Annotated in this window: 15 protein-coding genes; 11 read left to right on the top strand and 4 right to left on the bottom strand. The window is 52.8% G+C overall.

Annotation, left to right across the window (positions count from 1 at the left end; translation table 11 throughout):
- Positions 1-282: 282 nt before the first annotated feature.
- From DESPIG_RS14505 to DESPIG_RS00480, 6 genes are all read left to right on the top strand, one after another.
- Complete coding sequence (locus DESPIG_RS14505; protein WP_081446783.1) at positions 283-618, top strand: type III secretion system chaperone; 336 nt, start codon at positions 283-285, stop codon at positions 616-618.
- Positions 619-694: 76 nt separating this feature from the next.
- On the top strand, positions 695-1963 hold the full coding sequence (locus tag DESPIG_RS00495; protein WP_006003688.1) for a hypothetical protein: 1269 nt from the start codon (positions 695-697) through the stop codon (positions 1961-1963).
- An 82-nt stretch (positions 1964-2045) separates the two neighbouring features.
- On the top strand, positions 2046-2309 hold the full coding sequence (locus DESPIG_RS13500; protein WP_006003686.1) for a hypothetical protein: 264 nt from the start codon (positions 2046-2048) through the stop codon (positions 2307-2309).
- Positions 2310-2600: 291 nt separating this feature from the next.
- Positions 2601-2978, top strand: coding sequence for an SDR family NAD(P)-dependent oxidoreductase (locus DESPIG_RS12640; RefSeq protein ID WP_211204905.1), 378 nt, complete (start codon positions 2601-2603; stop codon positions 2976-2978).
- Positions 2979-3023: 45 nt separating this feature from the next.
- A complete protein-coding gene (locus tag DESPIG_RS00485; protein WP_040368952.1) occupies positions 3024-3647 on the top strand; it encodes an IS607 family transposase in 624 nt (207 codons plus the stop codon).
- Complete coding sequence (locus DESPIG_RS00480; RefSeq protein WP_006003680.1) at positions 3647-4816, top strand: RNA-guided endonuclease InsQ/TnpB family protein; 1170 nt, start codon at positions 3647-3649, stop codon at positions 4814-4816. The genes DESPIG_RS00485 and DESPIG_RS00480 overlap by 1 nt, the downstream gene beginning before the upstream one ends.
- A gap of 255 nt (positions 4817-5071) precedes the next feature.
- Here the strand turns inward: DESPIG_RS00480 and DESPIG_RS13045 are convergent, their stop codons facing one another.
- Together DESPIG_RS13045 and DESPIG_RS00475 are read right to left on the bottom strand one after the other, a co-directional pair.
- Positions 5072-5341 (bottom strand): hypothetical protein, encoded by a 270-nt coding sequence (locus DESPIG_RS13045; protein ID WP_081446782.1) that lies wholly within the window; start codon positions 5339-5341, stop codon positions 5072-5074.
- 158 nt (positions 5342-5499) lie between these two features.
- Positions 5500-5841 carry a YkvA family protein gene (locus DESPIG_RS00475; RefSeq protein WP_006003677.1) on the bottom strand — a complete coding sequence of 114 codons (342 nt, stop codon included), beginning with the start codon at positions 5839-5841 and terminating at the stop codon, positions 5500-5502.
- 220 nt (positions 5842-6061) lie between these two features.
- Between DESPIG_RS00475 and DESPIG_RS00470 the strand changes: the two genes are divergently transcribed.
- The 4 genes from DESPIG_RS00470 to DESPIG_RS00455 all read left to right on the top strand — a co-directional run bounded on the left by DESPIG_RS00470 (position 6062) and on the right by DESPIG_RS00455 (position 11680).
- Positions 6062-8092 (top strand): hypothetical protein, encoded by a 2031-nt coding sequence (locus DESPIG_RS00470; RefSeq protein ID WP_006003675.1) that lies wholly within the window; start codon positions 6062-6064, stop codon positions 8090-8092.
- Between the two features lie 94 nt (positions 8093-8186).
- Positions 8187-9467, top strand: a complete 1281-nt coding sequence (locus DESPIG_RS00465; RefSeq protein ID WP_040368913.1) for an AAA family ATPase — start codon at positions 8187-8189, stop codon at positions 9465-9467.
- Complete coding sequence (locus tag DESPIG_RS13040; RefSeq protein WP_006003670.1) at positions 9464-10063, top strand: HNH endonuclease family protein; 600 nt, start codon at positions 9464-9466, stop codon at positions 10061-10063. The genes DESPIG_RS00465 and DESPIG_RS13040 overlap by 4 nt, the downstream gene beginning before the upstream one ends.
- Before the next feature lie 246 nt (positions 10064-10309).
- The gene (locus tag DESPIG_RS00455; RefSeq protein ID WP_040368911.1) at positions 10310-11680 is read left to right on the top strand and encodes an ATP-binding protein; all 1371 of its coding nucleotides are present in this window, start codon (positions 10310-10312) and stop codon (positions 11678-11680) included.
- A gap of 126 nt (positions 11681-11806) precedes the next feature.
- Here the strand turns inward: DESPIG_RS00455 and DESPIG_RS00450 are convergent, their stop codons facing one another.
- Together DESPIG_RS00450 and DESPIG_RS13495 are read right to left on the bottom strand one after the other, a co-directional pair.
- Positions 11807-13447, bottom strand: coding sequence for an L-lactate permease (locus tag DESPIG_RS00450; RefSeq protein ID WP_040368910.1), 1641 nt, complete (start codon positions 13445-13447; stop codon positions 11807-11809).
- 458 nt (positions 13448-13905) lie between these two features.
- On the bottom strand, positions 13906-14046 hold the full coding sequence (locus DESPIG_RS13495) for a hypothetical protein (protein WP_006003664.1): 141 nt from the start codon (positions 14044-14046) through the stop codon (positions 13906-13908).
- 263 nt (positions 14047-14309) lie between these two features.
- Here DESPIG_RS13495 and DESPIG_RS13965 point away from each other — a divergent pair.
- On the top strand, positions 14310-15098 hold a 789-nt coding region (locus DESPIG_RS13965), incomplete at its 3' end, for a hypothetical protein (RefSeq protein WP_006003661.1).

The following is a 15098-nucleotide window of genomic DNA, read 5'->3' as shown; positions in this document are numbered from 1 at the left end:
GGCCGCCTTACCTTGCTTTTTCCTGCCCTTTCGGCATATTGCTTGCAAGTGCTCGTAAAAACCCGTGTCATGGCAAACATGATTGGCGATACTGATGAGGACTAAGTCCTGTTCAACCCCTGTCATTTTGGGAGAGGCTATGCAAAAACACTTTCAGGAACTTGTTCGGGCCCTGGCCGAAAAAGCTAATACTACCATCAAAGTTGGCGATGATGGCAAGATCTTTTGCGACTGTGGTGAATTTCCTTTGCTCATTGAATACCTTGAAGGCCCGGAACAGGTATTTATGACCGCTTCCGTAGGCACTGTGCCACGCAGGGGCGTGAACTTTTTTACCAGAAGCTGTTGCAGGGGCAATACCTGTTCCATCAGACCTGCGGGGCTACCTTGGCGCTGGATGTTGAACTTACATTCGTTACATTACAGATAGTTAAAGATATGCAGACCCTCACGGTGCAAAACTTCCCAATCTTGGTGGCAAATTTTTTGCGTACCGCAGAATACTGGCATGCGCGGTGTGAGGAAGCATCGGATTTGCCCGGGACGGAGAAACAGGGGGGTACGGCGGAAAATGAGAATTGCGCGTACCTATTTTCTGCGAATGCCATCAGGGCCTAAACTGGCCTGAAGGTAAGATCGGACCCGCACACGCCCACGCTGAACACTTAACCGCGTAACGCGACAGGGATGCTATATGGCCATAGATCTCAATCTCAACAGCTTTGTGCAGACGGCGCAGCGCGCCCACTCCGCAGACAGCACCGTGAAACTTTCCGGAAACACCCTGAAAGATGTGGGCGGTTTTCGCAGCTTTTTCACCCTGGCCTCCACGCACCGGGCAACCATGAGCGCCTTTCTGGACTCTATCAAGCAAAAATACGGCGACACGGCTTTTCAGATGGCCTCGGATCGGCTGCAGGGCCCCATGGGGCAAGGCAAACCGCTTACTGCCGGCATGATCATGCAGGTGGATGCCGAGGCCAGGAACATTACACTCGTGACCAGCAACTTTATTTCCGGCATTTCGCCAGACGGTGCACCGACAGAGCATAATTTGGATAACGCCATTGATGCATATATTAATCAGATGCACGAAACGGCCTTACCCCCCGGCAGCGACATGAGTGCCTTGCGCCATGAAATCAAGGACGCTGTTGCGAAGGATCTGCTTTCCGGCCGTCTTGCCCTTGGCAGTGAGGAGGAAATGTTTGAGGCCGTGAGCCAAGGCAAAGTGGGAGGCATACGCTATATGCTCTCCAGGGAGAGCAGTCCTGCTGCGCCGGAAGGACTTCTGTCCCGCACTCCGGGCAATCTGGAAGACAAGTGCCGCCTCTGTGCTCTGACAGCAGCGGGAGGCACCGATGATAGCTCCCTTATCTTCTCCAGTTTGTATCTTGGCAGGATGCGCGAACTGCAAAACGGCGGCCCACTGACCCGCTCGACCATCTGGCAGGCATGTTTCAGCGGCGAGGCTCTTCCGCCAGCGGCGGACAACCCACGCGATTTTGCTGACGCTTTCAAAGCCAGGCTGGAAAAACTAAAGGAGACCCAGTGCGAAGGGCTGCATAACTGGCGTGGCGGCGGCAAGATGGATAGCGTAACCCATGCACTTTTCCAGCTGCCGTATGAAATAATACACGCAGCTCAACATGAAGGCAGGGATATAGACGTGACTATGCGTCTGGAAAGCCTGGATAATATTACCCTCGCGGCCAAAAACAGAGATAATGGCGCGAACCGTGAGACGGATTTCAGAATGTTTACCGAATGCGCCGGATTGCAGCTAGCATTCAATGGCGGCCCGCTCACCTTCACGTTTCACCAGGCCAACAACGCCAACACCACGCTGAGCATGAAAACAAGAGAACACATGGTTGCCAGAGCTTGGACCGAGTTGCGCAATATTGTGAATCGTGGCGAGAACCCGGAAAGGCGATGCCGCTCTAGGCGATCGTGTCCGTGATTTTGTGCGCGATTTCGACGCACAGGTGAATCAATTGGCACCCGGCATCTCAGAGGCGCAACGGCGAACTCTGAGCGGAGCCATGAGCCAGAACTCCAACTTTCTGCTGCGCCGCTTGGAGCAGGCCGTGGGGCACTCGCTGGATAGCAGCAACGCCAGATATACTTTTGACATAAGCCGCACGAGCAGCGGTGATATCCATGTGCGCCACTCTACCTGGACGCGACCGGAAGGCAGCGGAGAGGATAGCTATACGGAGCGCTCCCATCTCACTATCACGATCCATCCGGATGGATCCATCGACGGCACTGCGCCAGTATTCGTCTCAGCGCTGAATGCCGGATAACAATCAAATGCCTACAGTTTCCAGCCTCTAGGCTTATTCAAATTGCAACCACCGGTAGCCTGCCAACAGGCTAAAGCCTTAAACAGTAATTCCGTCTGGCCTGCGCCAGACGGAATTTTTTATTAAAACTATTTTTAATAAAAAGAAAAAATTTCCCAGATGTTCGCCTGCGACAGCCTGGAGTCATCTGCGCGGATGCTTTCTCTCAATGATCAGGAGCAAATGGGCATAGCCGGTTTCAGCAGCGTGAGGTAGCATCCGTACAAATACAAACTTATGCGGAGCATCAGGATGGAAACACAGCATATGCAAGCAACCTGGCTGATCACAGGATGTTCGTCAGGTTTCGGCAGGAACCTTGCCGAAACGGCCCTGGAACAGGGCAAGCAGGTCATTGTCACAGCAAGGACACCGGAAACGCTGGAGGACCTCGTCCGACGATTCCCAAAAACTGCGATCGCAGTGCACCTTGACGTTACGAACGACACCAGTGTGGCCGCCGCTGTCAAGAAGTGCAAGCCGCTTTCCGGCTGTATCGACTGCCGCAAATGCGTGGAGCGCGGCGTTTGCGTTTTCGATGACCGTGTGAATGAATTCCTTGGCATTGCCGCCAACTACGATGGATATGTGTTCGGCAGTCCTGTCCATTGGGGTGCGGCCGGGGCTTAAACTGATTACTTGAAATATGTCAAAAAATATGTAAATATGCTCTTTATGAGTAGATTATACACGATAGGTGAAGCAGCGCGATTGCTCGGAGTGTCCATTTCCACCCTTCGCAGGTGGGAAGAGCGTGGAAAACTGGTTCCTGAGCGTACAGTCGGCAAACACCGTCGATATGACATTACAAAATTCAAGCCTGAGCTGGCAATTGCGGATACCGCCCGCATGACCATTGCCTATGCCCGGGTCTCCAGCCATGACCAGCGGGAAGATCTTGAACGGCAGAAGCGGGTACTCGAGCTCTACTGTGCACAACACGGCTGGAACTTCACGCTGCTTTCCGATCTCGGTTCAGGAATGAACTACCATAAAAAAGGATTGCGCCGTCTATTGGATGCCATCCTTTCCGGGAATGTCGGACGGCTCGTCATAACCCATAAAGACCGGCTGCTCAGATTTGGCGCTGAGCTCGTATTCGCCATCTGCGAAGCAAAAAATGTTGAAGTCGTCATCCTCAACCAAGGGGAAGAATGCTCTTTTGAAGAAGATCTTGCCAAAGACGTCCTGGAGATGATCACTGTCTTTTCCGCCAGACTTTACGGCAGTCGATCCCACAAAAACAAAAAGCTTCTTGAAGACGTCAAAAAAGCAGTCGAGGATAATGCCCTGTGCTGATGGCCCACAAGATAGCCCTTGACCTCAACAATCATCAGCGAACGTACATGATGCGTGCGGCAGGTGTTGCCCGGTTCGCATATAACTGGGCTCTTGAACAATGGGGCATCCAGTACAGGGCATGGCGCGAGGACAACACGCTTCCAAAGCCTTCCCAGTTTTCCCTTCGCAAACAGCTGAACGAGATCAAAAAAGAAAGCTTCCCCTGGATGCTCGAGGTGACAAAGTGTGCTCCTCAACTGGCGATCATCCAGCTGGGAGAAGCCTTCAAGAACTTTTTCGCGCATCGTGCCGCCTATCCGAAGTTCAGGAAGAAGGGCGTACACGACAGGTTCAGCATTTCCAATGATCAGTTCGCCGTGCAGGGAACACGCATACGGATCCCCAAGCTTGGATGGGTCAGGATGCGTGAGGCTTTGCGATTTTCCGGGAAGCTCGTATCGGCCACTGTTTCCCGCATGGCCGACAGGTGGTTTGTGAGCATCACGGTGGGTACGGAAGACAGGCGACAGCACCGCAACGAGAACCAAGAAGCGGTTGGTGTCGATCTTGGAGTATCAGCCCTTGCGACGCTCTCCACAGGAGAAGTGATACAGGGACCGAAAGCTTACAGTAAGCTTGTCAAAAGGCTCGTGCGACTCTCACGAAGCCTTTCGCGAAAAGAACGTGGATCCAAGAATCGTGAAAAAGCTCGACGGAAGCTCGCCAGGCTCCATGCCAGAATCGCCAATATCAGGCAGGAAGGACTACATCAGCTTACGACATCTCTGGCCAGAAGGTTTTCCATCATAGGAATCGAGGGCCTGAATGTACGCGGGATGCTGAAAAACAGACGTTTATCCAGATCCATAGCAGATGGCGCCTTTTATGAGTTCCGTCGGCAGCTGGAGTATAAAAGCAGTCTATACGGCGGGACAGTTGTTGTGGCTGACCGCTGGTTCGCCAGCAGCAAAACATGCTCGGACTGTGGTTACCGGCTGGAAGCCTTGCCTCTGTCTGTGCGTCACTGGGTATGCCCCGAGTGCGGAGCATACCATGATCGTGACGTCAATGCTGCCATCAACTTAAGAAACAATGCCGTGAGTTCCACGGTGCAAGCCTGTGGAGAGGAAGGCTCTGGCTTTCTTTTCGGAGAAAGTGAAACCGGTCTCAATGAAGCAGGAAGTTAGCATTGAATCTATTTGTCTAGTTATAAATAGATTTGACTAGGTATAACAGAACGGCTCGGCTGTTTAGTCAGTATTCACGCGACCGCAATTGATGGAGATTTCACGGGCAGGTATTTTCAGCTAGTTATGCAGCTTTTGTGACCAAGTTTGTTCGTGAAGGTGGCGCTGGACTGAAAGCGACGGATGCGAGTCTGGCTGAGTTCAGCGCCCGCTCCCATGCTCTTTATGATTATTTAAGAGAACCGTACATATACATCAATTAATAATCTCCCAATCACGATTCTTACAATCTGAGCAATCATATCTAAAACTAACCCATTCAGCAATTTCATTTGAAAATTCAGCCATTGCTAATCCACCGGCAACTATTGCACAACATATAGGCAACGCTAGTCCTGTCCCAACAAATATATATGCTACCCAAGCATAGAAACCAAATCCAGAAACAGCCCCTCCTAATATTTTAAAGAAAAATCTTTTATTTATCGTCTCTTTATATCCACATCTTTTACACCTTATGTACATAACTATTCTCCAACATTTTTTCGTCATACATATCAGACGTATTATTATAAAGCTAAAAAATAATGCACTCATATTGCCTAAATAATGACATACTTATATCATTTTTCTATTTTACCATATTAGCTATCAACATTCATAAAAAATACTATAAGAGCAGACTACCCAAGCAGCTGATTAACTTTCTTCTCAGCATTCGCCGTCACTTCATCGTCAACGTACATGGAAACTGTAATAAGCGCTGCTGCGAGTACCCCAAGATCATCAACGTAGCCAGCTGCCGGCAAAATATCCGGAACAATATCAGCAGGAAGGATGAAGTACCCAATCGCTCCCATAATCGTACCCTTGGCCCAAACAGGGACGTCAGGCTTGCCTAGCACATAATAAAGCTGGAATGCCTTGAGCAAAACTTCTCTACCGGCCATGGCAGCACACCGACTAACCTTGTCCATAAAGGATTCATTCGAATAATATTCCTCGTATTTCTTTATATCCGCCATGCCTTTCCTCCGATATTTTTTCCAATCTATAACATCACCCCCCCCTGCAAGAAAAATGCAATATTTTGTCCCCAACCTAAAAACTCAGAAATTTATCTTATTGAATTTGTTATAATCACGTTTGATAAATCCCTTTTCTCTCACACCACAATCTTTCCCAGTATCACCACAACTTCCTGCCGGATCCCGGCCATCTGGGTGCAAACTGGAGCCTCCATACATGTACAAGATCATCGACCTCGGGCATGAAGTCCCCGAAACCGGCGAATCCCGGGTCAACCTCATCGACCCACAACTTGTCCCGTCCCTCATCAAGTCAGCGTCCCAAACAGCATCCACCGAAATCCAGGAATTTTGGGACACCATCCCCCAGGACCCCCGCTACTCTTACCTCTGGGTGATTGGTGTGTCCGCCAAAGAATACTACGGCTGCAACAACAACGGCGATGCTTTCACGGAAGAAGACCTCAAGCATACCCATCAGCACTTCGTCGACAATGCCAATGTCTTCCTGCAGCATGTAAACAAGGATCCCGCCAAGGGGATCGGCAAGCCTGTCTTCTCCTGGTACAATGACGACATGCATCGTGTGGAACTCATCCTGCGCATCGACAAAAGCAAGCCGGAGGCCGCAGGAACCGTCAGCAAAATCACGAACGGCGAGCCCCTGTTCGTCTCCATGGGTTGCACGGTCACCTACGACGTTTGCTCCATCTGCGGCAACAAGGCCCCTACACGGCGTGATTACTGCGATCACCTGCGCTTCAATATGAAGAAGATCCTTCCTGACGGGCGCCAGGTCTACGCGCTCAACCCGAATCCCAAATTCTTCGATATATCCATTGTGGCCAAGCCTGCCGATCCCACTGCCCACATGCTGGACAAACGGGCCTCGCTGCGCGGTGCATACGGAGACGGCGAAACTCTCGTCTCCTCCGCCGAACTGGGTGAGCATGCCGAGGACATCTCCCAGAAGCTCGCGGCGCTCAAAAAGGTCTCGGACATCATCAAGAAAGTCGAGGGCGTGGTGGCCGATACGAAACCGGAAAAGCCGGGCGATGTTTCAAAAGCCGAAAACGCGGATGCTTCGGCTGATATACCAGCCGACACAGATGCGTCTATCCGCGCCGTGGTCCATATTGCACGCAACGGATTTCATAACATGGAATATCCGGAAATGCCCTACGAGCGGCTTTCTTCCATGGGCGTGGGCCCTGCCATGTTCCTTTCGGCCATGCATCATCTGGGAGCGCCCGTCAGTCTCGGCGACGCCGCCTGGCTCGCCGGCAGTCGTGTTATGGGCCACTGTCCAACGCACAGAGAAATGGGGCGCATGTTCTCCATGCTGCCGGAAGCCCTCACCGAGTTGTGCGAACGCCCGTCACTGATGGATACGCTCCTGCACAGAGTATTCGCCCCATGCCCCGGGGATGCCGATTCCCCCGTAAAACGTACGCTCGTCATCAAAGTCATGCGTCCTGTGGCTGAGCTGCGCATCCGGATGCTCACCCGCATGGCTCCGGAAGGGGCTCTGGAAAAAATAGGGGAGGCCTTCGGCCAGCCACTGGAAGGCCAAATCCACTATGGCCGTACTCTGTCAGAGCGCATCCGCAGGGACTTTGACCCGCGCGCGGAGAACTTCGCCCCCATGACTGTCAAAGACAAGCACGGCAATGTGGCCGTCACGGCGCCTTACTTTTACTTCGTTCGCAATACGGCGCAGCAGGAAGTGGCTTCACGAGCCGTGGACATACCTACTGCCGCAGGCTCGGCACTGGCCCTGGGCGCCATTACCGCTGCTCTGGGAGAGCCCACATTACTCGGAAAGATCATGGCCGCGTCACTGTTGGGCGCTGCATCGGTCGGCGCTTTTTCCCTGCGGGAGAGCAGGGATGATGAAAAGGTGACCACAGAGTCTTGCGAAGAGATCCCCATGACGACCATCACCGAAAGCTGGAAGTTCAAGAAAACTGCCAGCAGCATGCCACGCTTCGGCACGGTGGCCGGCCTTGCCCTGCCACCAGCCCTGGCGCTGGACTACATGTACAACAAGTGGCGCTATGGCGACATGGCAGATGTTAAAGCGGAACAACCGGGCATCAGCGGCATGGCGCTCAAGGCCGGACGCTTCGTGAAGGAGCATCCGGTACTGACTACGATCGGCAGTGGACTGATCGGATCACAGATGCTTCGCATGCCGCGGTTCGGACGGCGTATCGTGCCGCCTGTGACGATGAAAAGACAGGCGTGACTGGCATGCCGCTTCCTTGAACTGTTGACATGGTTCTGGAATTCTGCATGCTGGAAGTGCTCTTCGTACCATCATATACAAAGGAGTTTCAGGCTTGATCACACATCTTGGCATATCCAATGTCGGCCCGGCATCCAGCATGTCGCTGGACTTTGGCCCACGCCTGAATCTCTTTACCGGTGATAACGGGCTCGGGAAAAGTTTCCTGCTGGACATCGTTTGGTGGGCCATGACACGACACTGGCCGGCCGAACTCAATCCAAAGCTTACGGCAGGAAAAATGGCTCTGCCAACGGACAAGACACGAAAGGCCGAAATAGACTTTTCGTTCTCTGCAGCATCAAAACCGATGCAGACCAAAAGCCGGTTCATGCCGCGTCTGCAGGGCTGGACGGCAAAACAGGGACGCCCCGCCAATCCTGGACTAGTCTTCTACGCGATGGCGGATGGCAGCTTTGCCGTATGGGATCCGGCACGTAATTACTGGAAGTCAAAAGGTGAAGATGGGAATGCCCGCCCAGCTGCCTACGTGTTTAGCCCAACAGAAGTTTGGGATGGTCTCCAGAGGGAAGACGGGACTTGGCTCTGCAATGGATTGATCAGGGATTGGGCAGGATGGCAGAAGGAGAAAGGCACGGCTTTCTCCTACTTGGAGTCCGTGCTTGAAGCTCTTTCGTCTCCGGATGAAGAAAAGCTCGTTCCCGGTGAACTCACACGGATCAGCCTTGATGATGTGAGAGACATGCCGACACTGAAGATGCCTTATGGTCAAGAAGTGGCCGTAGTACACGCGTCTTCTGGCATGCGGCGGATAGTTTCCCTGGCGTATTTTCTGGTTTGGTGCTGGGAAGAGCATTTGAGAGCAAAAAAACTGCTTGGCGAACGCCCATCCAATAAGACGACTTTCCTTATAGATGAGGTTGAGGCACACTTGCATCCTAAGTGGCAGCGATCGATCATTCCCGCCCTGATGAACATCATGGACAGACTGATGCCGCATGCGGAAGTCCAGCTTATACTGGCTACTCACTCGCCGCTTGTCATGTCATCCGTCGAGTCCGTTTTTGACGCCAAACAGGATGTCTGGTTTGACATTGATCTTGTTGGTGACAAAGTCTGTCTTACTGAAAGAACTTTTTTTCGACAAGGAAATGTATGCAACTGGCTGACCAGTGATGCTTTTGACATGAAGTCCGGTTACTCACGGGAGGCTGAGGCCGCCATAGAAAAAGCAAAAGCGTTGTTATCCTGCGATAATACTGGTATGTCTGAAGCCAGACAGGTAGATGTCCTTCTGCGCAACGCATTATCAGAAATCGATCCGTTCTGGATTCGTTGGCGATATGTCGCAGAGAAAAAAGGATGGCTGCGATGATACATGTCGATCAACAGCCTGAGCCTCATGATTTTGATGAAAAGGTAAGGCGGAAAGGTCTTGATTGGTTGAGGAACCAGAACTTCGATATCCACGGACCAGTACCGAAAGGAGTCGATATTCCACGGTACTGGTTAGTATGCCTAAAAGATCTGTACGACAGCTACGGTGGTTACTGTGCTTACCTCGCTGTATTCTTTGAGTTTGCCGTTGGCGGAGCAACTGTTGACCACTTTGTCGCAAAATCAAAAAGCAGCGCTCTTGCCTATGAGTGGGCGAATTACCGGCTAAGCTGCTCACGAATGAATAGCCGAAAACGCGATTACGACGATGTCCTTGATCCTTTCTCTGTAGAAAACAGCTGGTTCCATCTCGAGCTCGTAACAGGACACATTTTTCCTGATCCTGAACTGCCAGGTGAGCAAAAAGTCCGTATCCAGAAAACAATTGACCGACTCAAGCTTGATGACGGGGCGAGCAAGGAAATGCGCGCCAGACATTTTCAATACTACTGCGAAGGTCAACTCACGTCTGAATACCTTAAAAAATATTCTCCTTTTGTCTGGATGGAGGCAACTAGACAAAATCTTTTGTAATTTTTTCAACATCTGCGTCGAAGGCGCGAAAAACCAAGCACCTGCTCACACTCGACACGCTGTTTGGAGAAATGGTCTACGAAGCATACGGAAGACAAATGCGCTGGACTGCTTCCTTTCGTAGCCTGCCTGCGCTACCGAATCTTCAAAAAACGTTACAAAAACGACTTGCACAGTCCAAAAAAACGTTACAAAATCCGTGAAAAGAAACTCAAAAAACGACACACAAAACCCACGGAGAGGCCTGTGCTCACACGCAGTTTTTACAATAACCTATTAAAATGGAAGGATAACAAAAATAAGAAAGCCATGCTCGTAACCGGAGCGCGTCAGATAGGCAAAACATCGCTGATCCGCCGCTTCGGCAAGGAGCAGTACGAATGCTTTGTCGAGCTGAATTTCATCGAGTTGCCAAAGGCGAAGGAGATTTTTCGGGCGGGTCGCGATGTGGAAAGCGTCATCATGGGCATCACGGCGCTTCTAGGCGTTTCTTTGATTCCTGGAAAAACACTGATTTTCTTCGACGAGATCCAGGAGTGTCCTGACGCCAGGACAGCCATCAAATTTCTCGTGGAGGACGGTCGCTTCGACTACGTCGAATCCGGTTCTCTTCTGGGTGTGAACAGTGGCGAGACACATTCCTATCCGGTCGGTTTCGAAGAGATTCACAGGATGTATCCGATGGATCTGGAAGAATTCGCTCTGGCCAACGGTATACCTGAAGACGTGCTCGACCATGTCCGCAGTTCCTTCGAAGACAGAAAGCCGGTCTCCGCTGGCGTGCACGAGGCCTTGAGCCGCCTGTTCAGGCTCTATGTTCTGACCGGAGGCATGCCGGCGGTCGTCCAGGAGTTCGTCTCCAGTCATGACATACAGAAAGTCGTCTCGCAGCAGCGGGACATCCTTGGCCTGTACCGGCTCGATATCGCGAAATATGCCGGACGTGAAAAAACAAAAGTCCAAGACATCTTCGACAGCATCCCTTCACAGCTGGATGACAAAAACCGGCGCTTCATGCTGGCATCCATAAACAAAGCGGCACGCTATGTCCGGTACGAAGACAGTTTCGTCTGGCTGCGTGATGCAGGTGTGACCCTCCCCTGCTACAATGTTTCAGAACCAGTCATTCCGTTGCGGCTCAACGAGCAGCGGACGCTGTTCAAACTCTTCATGGCTGATACCGGTCTGCTTTGCGCCGCCGGGATTGACAATATCCAGTTCAGCATCCTGAATGGCGACCTGAGTATCAACATGGGAAGCCTTCTTGAGAACGCCTTTGCCCAAATCTTCGCCGCCAACGGCTTCAAGCTGTGGTACTTCAACAAACAGAAATATGGAGAGCTGGACTTCGTCCTGCAGCTCGGCCCGAAGTGCCTCCCCGTGGAAATCAAATCAGGCAAGGATTACCGGCGGCACGCGGCCCTGAACAACATCCTCGGCGTCAGTGAATGGAAGTTTGACGAAGCGATCGTGTTTTGCATGGACAATGTCTCCACGGACGGAAAGGTGACCTACCTTCCGTGGTACATGTCCATGTTTTTGAAGACGCCTCAGCCTGAGTCGTACATCGTCGATGCCGACTTCTCAGGCCTGTCGGCCTGCATACCGAAAAGCTGATCCGGCGCCGAGAACCAGTTTAAGCCTATCGTAGTCGAAAAACAAAAAAGAAAGGCCGGTGCTCTTTGAAGAGCACCGGCCTTGTTCATACGATATCGCGCGGCCAACGACCACGCCGGATCAATACTAGGGCAGCATCCAGCGCAGCGGACCAGCCTGCAGCCAAGTCAGGATACAGATGCAGACGGTCATGGCCAGGCTGTGGGGCAGAGCGAAACGGAACAGATCGCCTTCCTGGCCCACCATGTTGGTGGCAGCGGTAGCCACGCTGATGGACTGGGGAGAGATCATCTTGCCGGTGACGCCGCCGGAAGAGTTGGAAGCCACGGCCAGTTCAGGAGACATGCCCACCACTTCGGCAGTGTTACGCTGCATGCCGCAGAACAGGGCGTTGGAAGAGGTATCAGAACCGGTCAGGAACACACCCAGCCAGCCCAGCAGGGGGGCGAACAGCGGGAAGAAGCCGCCCGTCAGGGTGAAGGCGATACCCAGGGTGGAGCTCATGCCCGAGTAGTTCATCAGATAGGCCAGGCCGAGGATCATGGCGATGGTCAGGATGGGGAAACGGAGCATGTAGATAGTGCGGAAGAAGCAGCTGATGGCCTTGCCGTAACCGTAGCCGGGCATCAGGGGCACGGAAAACACACCGGCCAGCAGGATGGCCGTGCCGCCGGCGGAGAGCCAGTTCAGGGTGAACTTGGCACCGTACACGGTATCGGCCGGGGCGATGGGGGTAGTCTTCATGACCATGCCGTCAAGACCGGGCCAGCCGAAGGTCAGCACAGCGCCGGGGACAGCGTTGAGAAGGTTTTTAAACTGCGGCAGGCCCCACAGGAAGACCATGACGGCCAGGATGATGTACGGGCTCCAGGCGCGCAGCACGACACCGAAGCTGATGGGAGCGCCACCACTGATGGCGGCCTCATCGCTCTCACCCTCAAGCCGCCAAGTGGTAGCGGGCTTCCACACGCGCAGCAGCACGACCAGGCCGATAATGGTAATCAGAGCCGACATGATGTCGGGCAGGGTCGGGCCGTGGAAGTTGGAAAACAGGAACTGGGAACCGGCGAAGCAGACACCGGCAACGGCGATGGCGGGCAGCACTTCCATGGAACGCTTAAAGCCGCACATGAGCACGCAAAGCCACAGCGGGACGATAATGGACAAGAAGGGAAGCTGACGGCCCACGATGGCGCTGATGGTCATATCGGACACGCCGGACACCTGACCAGCAACGATAATCGGCACACCGATGGCACCGAAGGCCACAGGGGCCGTGTTGGCGATCAGACACACACCGGCGGCGTACAGGGGCTTGAAGCCGAGCCCCACCAGCATGGCCGCAGTGATGGCCACAGGCGTACCGAAACCGGCCGTACCTTCCAGGAACGCGCCGAAAGCGAAGGCAATGAAGATGGCCTGCAGGCGACGGTCATCCGTCAGGTTGGCCAGCGATTGCTTAAGGTATTCAAACTCGCCGGACTCCACCGTCATGTTGTAGACCCACACAGCCGTGACCACAATCCAGACGATGGGGAACAGGCCGAAAGCTGCCCCATACAGGAAGGAACTGGCAGCGGTCCCCATGGGCATCCCCCAAACGAATACGGACAGGATTGCTGACAGGACCACGGCTACGGCCGCTGCATAGTGACCTTTGGAGCGGCGCACGGCCAGCATGTAGAACAGGGCAAACAGCGGGATGGCCGCCAGCAACGCAGAGAATACGGCGTTACCTGTTGGGTTGTACACTTGGGTCCACATCATATGCCTCCTCATTGTGATAGTGTGGTACGACATCTCAAGGCAGTTTTCATTTAAACATAGGCTGTTATAAAAAGCAGAAAATATTTCATAAATTATTGCATGAATAAAATTATGAAATATCGTCCTACCTAGATAAACATTTCATATGATTTTTCATGAAAACCAATGCAAGATTTGTCGTATTGTGACAAAATATTACTTATTTGTATTATAATGAAGTGTCAAGTACAGGCTCAAAGTATTCAAGCTGATCACCGTCGCTCCACATACTGAAGAAAGGCTTTCCGCTATTGGTAACGGCTTTGTCTTACAGGACATAAAGCCCGTCTTACGTCCGGCGCCCCGGGACAATGTCCATCCTACGCCACTAGGCTAAAAATCATCCTGCCACAAAAGCAGGGCGGCATACCTGATGGGTATGCCGCCCTTTTCAGTGTCTGTTCCTACCTCCGCAACTCTCAGTTATCGTTATCGAAATCTCCTCGCTCTTCTTGCCATTGACGCAAGATCTCAAGGCCTGCGATCACGACGCCGATCACGACATTGACAAAAATGGCTTTGCCGTCGGGAGACCAGGTGTTCGGATTGTACCAGCTCATGTTCCAATCTCCGTGATGTTTGATGTTTCCGGGACATCACGTTTCATTTGGTCATTGCGTTTCGTTGTACAAGCTGCAGGTCTTGCCTGTTTTCGAGCCGGTCATCTACACAGTCACTGACATATCCTTATACCACAAAAGTTCCTTTTTTCTTTTCGCTCCTGCTCTATCCTGAAAGACTTTCCAGACTCCTCCCAATATTTAGGCAGCTTGCCTGACAGATCAGGCTGCCATCCCTGAAAACATACCGGAGGAAAAGCCCTGTGGCTGTCCGAAATACACCCAAACTCGCTGATCTCCTCAGGAAGTTCGAAGAGGCCCGGCAGAAAACGGCCGGAGAGATCGTCGTGGCTCCTGAAGATGTTCTTGCCCCCCAGGCCGCCGTCACCCCGACCGCAGCCGTTCCTTCCGCACCGGCTGTCGAGGCAGTACCCGCGGTCTCTACAGCGGAAGAAGTCGCCGCAGCCGCCCAGCAGGTGAAAGAAGCGTCCAGCCAGGTCGTCGATGCCAAGGAAACGCTCAAGGCTGTGACGGATGAATTTATCAACGAGCACACCGCCGCCCTGAAGAAGGAAGCTCAGATCTTCGGCGAACTCTTCGCGGCGTCATGCATGGAACAGATGAACAAGACTGCCGCGCTCCAGCAGATCGAACAGAATGCGTATGCGGTGACGGTTGATGCCTTCACTGGCGCCGACGACGAGGCGGACATCATGCAAAAAACCGCTGCCGTTTACGATGAGGCTTACTTCACCACTCTGGCCAAGTTTGCCGGCCTGGACTCTCCTGAAGAGCTCCAGGCAGCCATGGCGGAATCTCCAGAGACGCTGCCACCAGAGGTCGTGAATGCTGTCATGGGCGCTTCCGGCGGCATGCCTGACGAAGGTATGGAAGAAGACCTGGAAGAACCCAACGAAGAAGAAGTCGATAAGTCTGACGCCCCTACGGCTGTGGCCGATACGTTGGCAGAAGCTGCCCATGCCGCCAGCACCAACGCTGCGGCCATTAAATCCATCGCCGAGGCTGCGGACGCTCTGACGGCTGAAGGCGAC

The organism is Desulfovibrio piger ATCC 29098 (assembly GCF_000156375.1).
Lineage (GTDB): Bacteria > Desulfobacterota > Desulfovibrionia > Desulfovibrionales > Desulfovibrionaceae > Desulfovibrio > Desulfovibrio piger.
The sequence above is the reverse complement of the archived record's forward strand: the minus strand, read 5'-3'. Positions and strand labels throughout refer to the sequence as shown.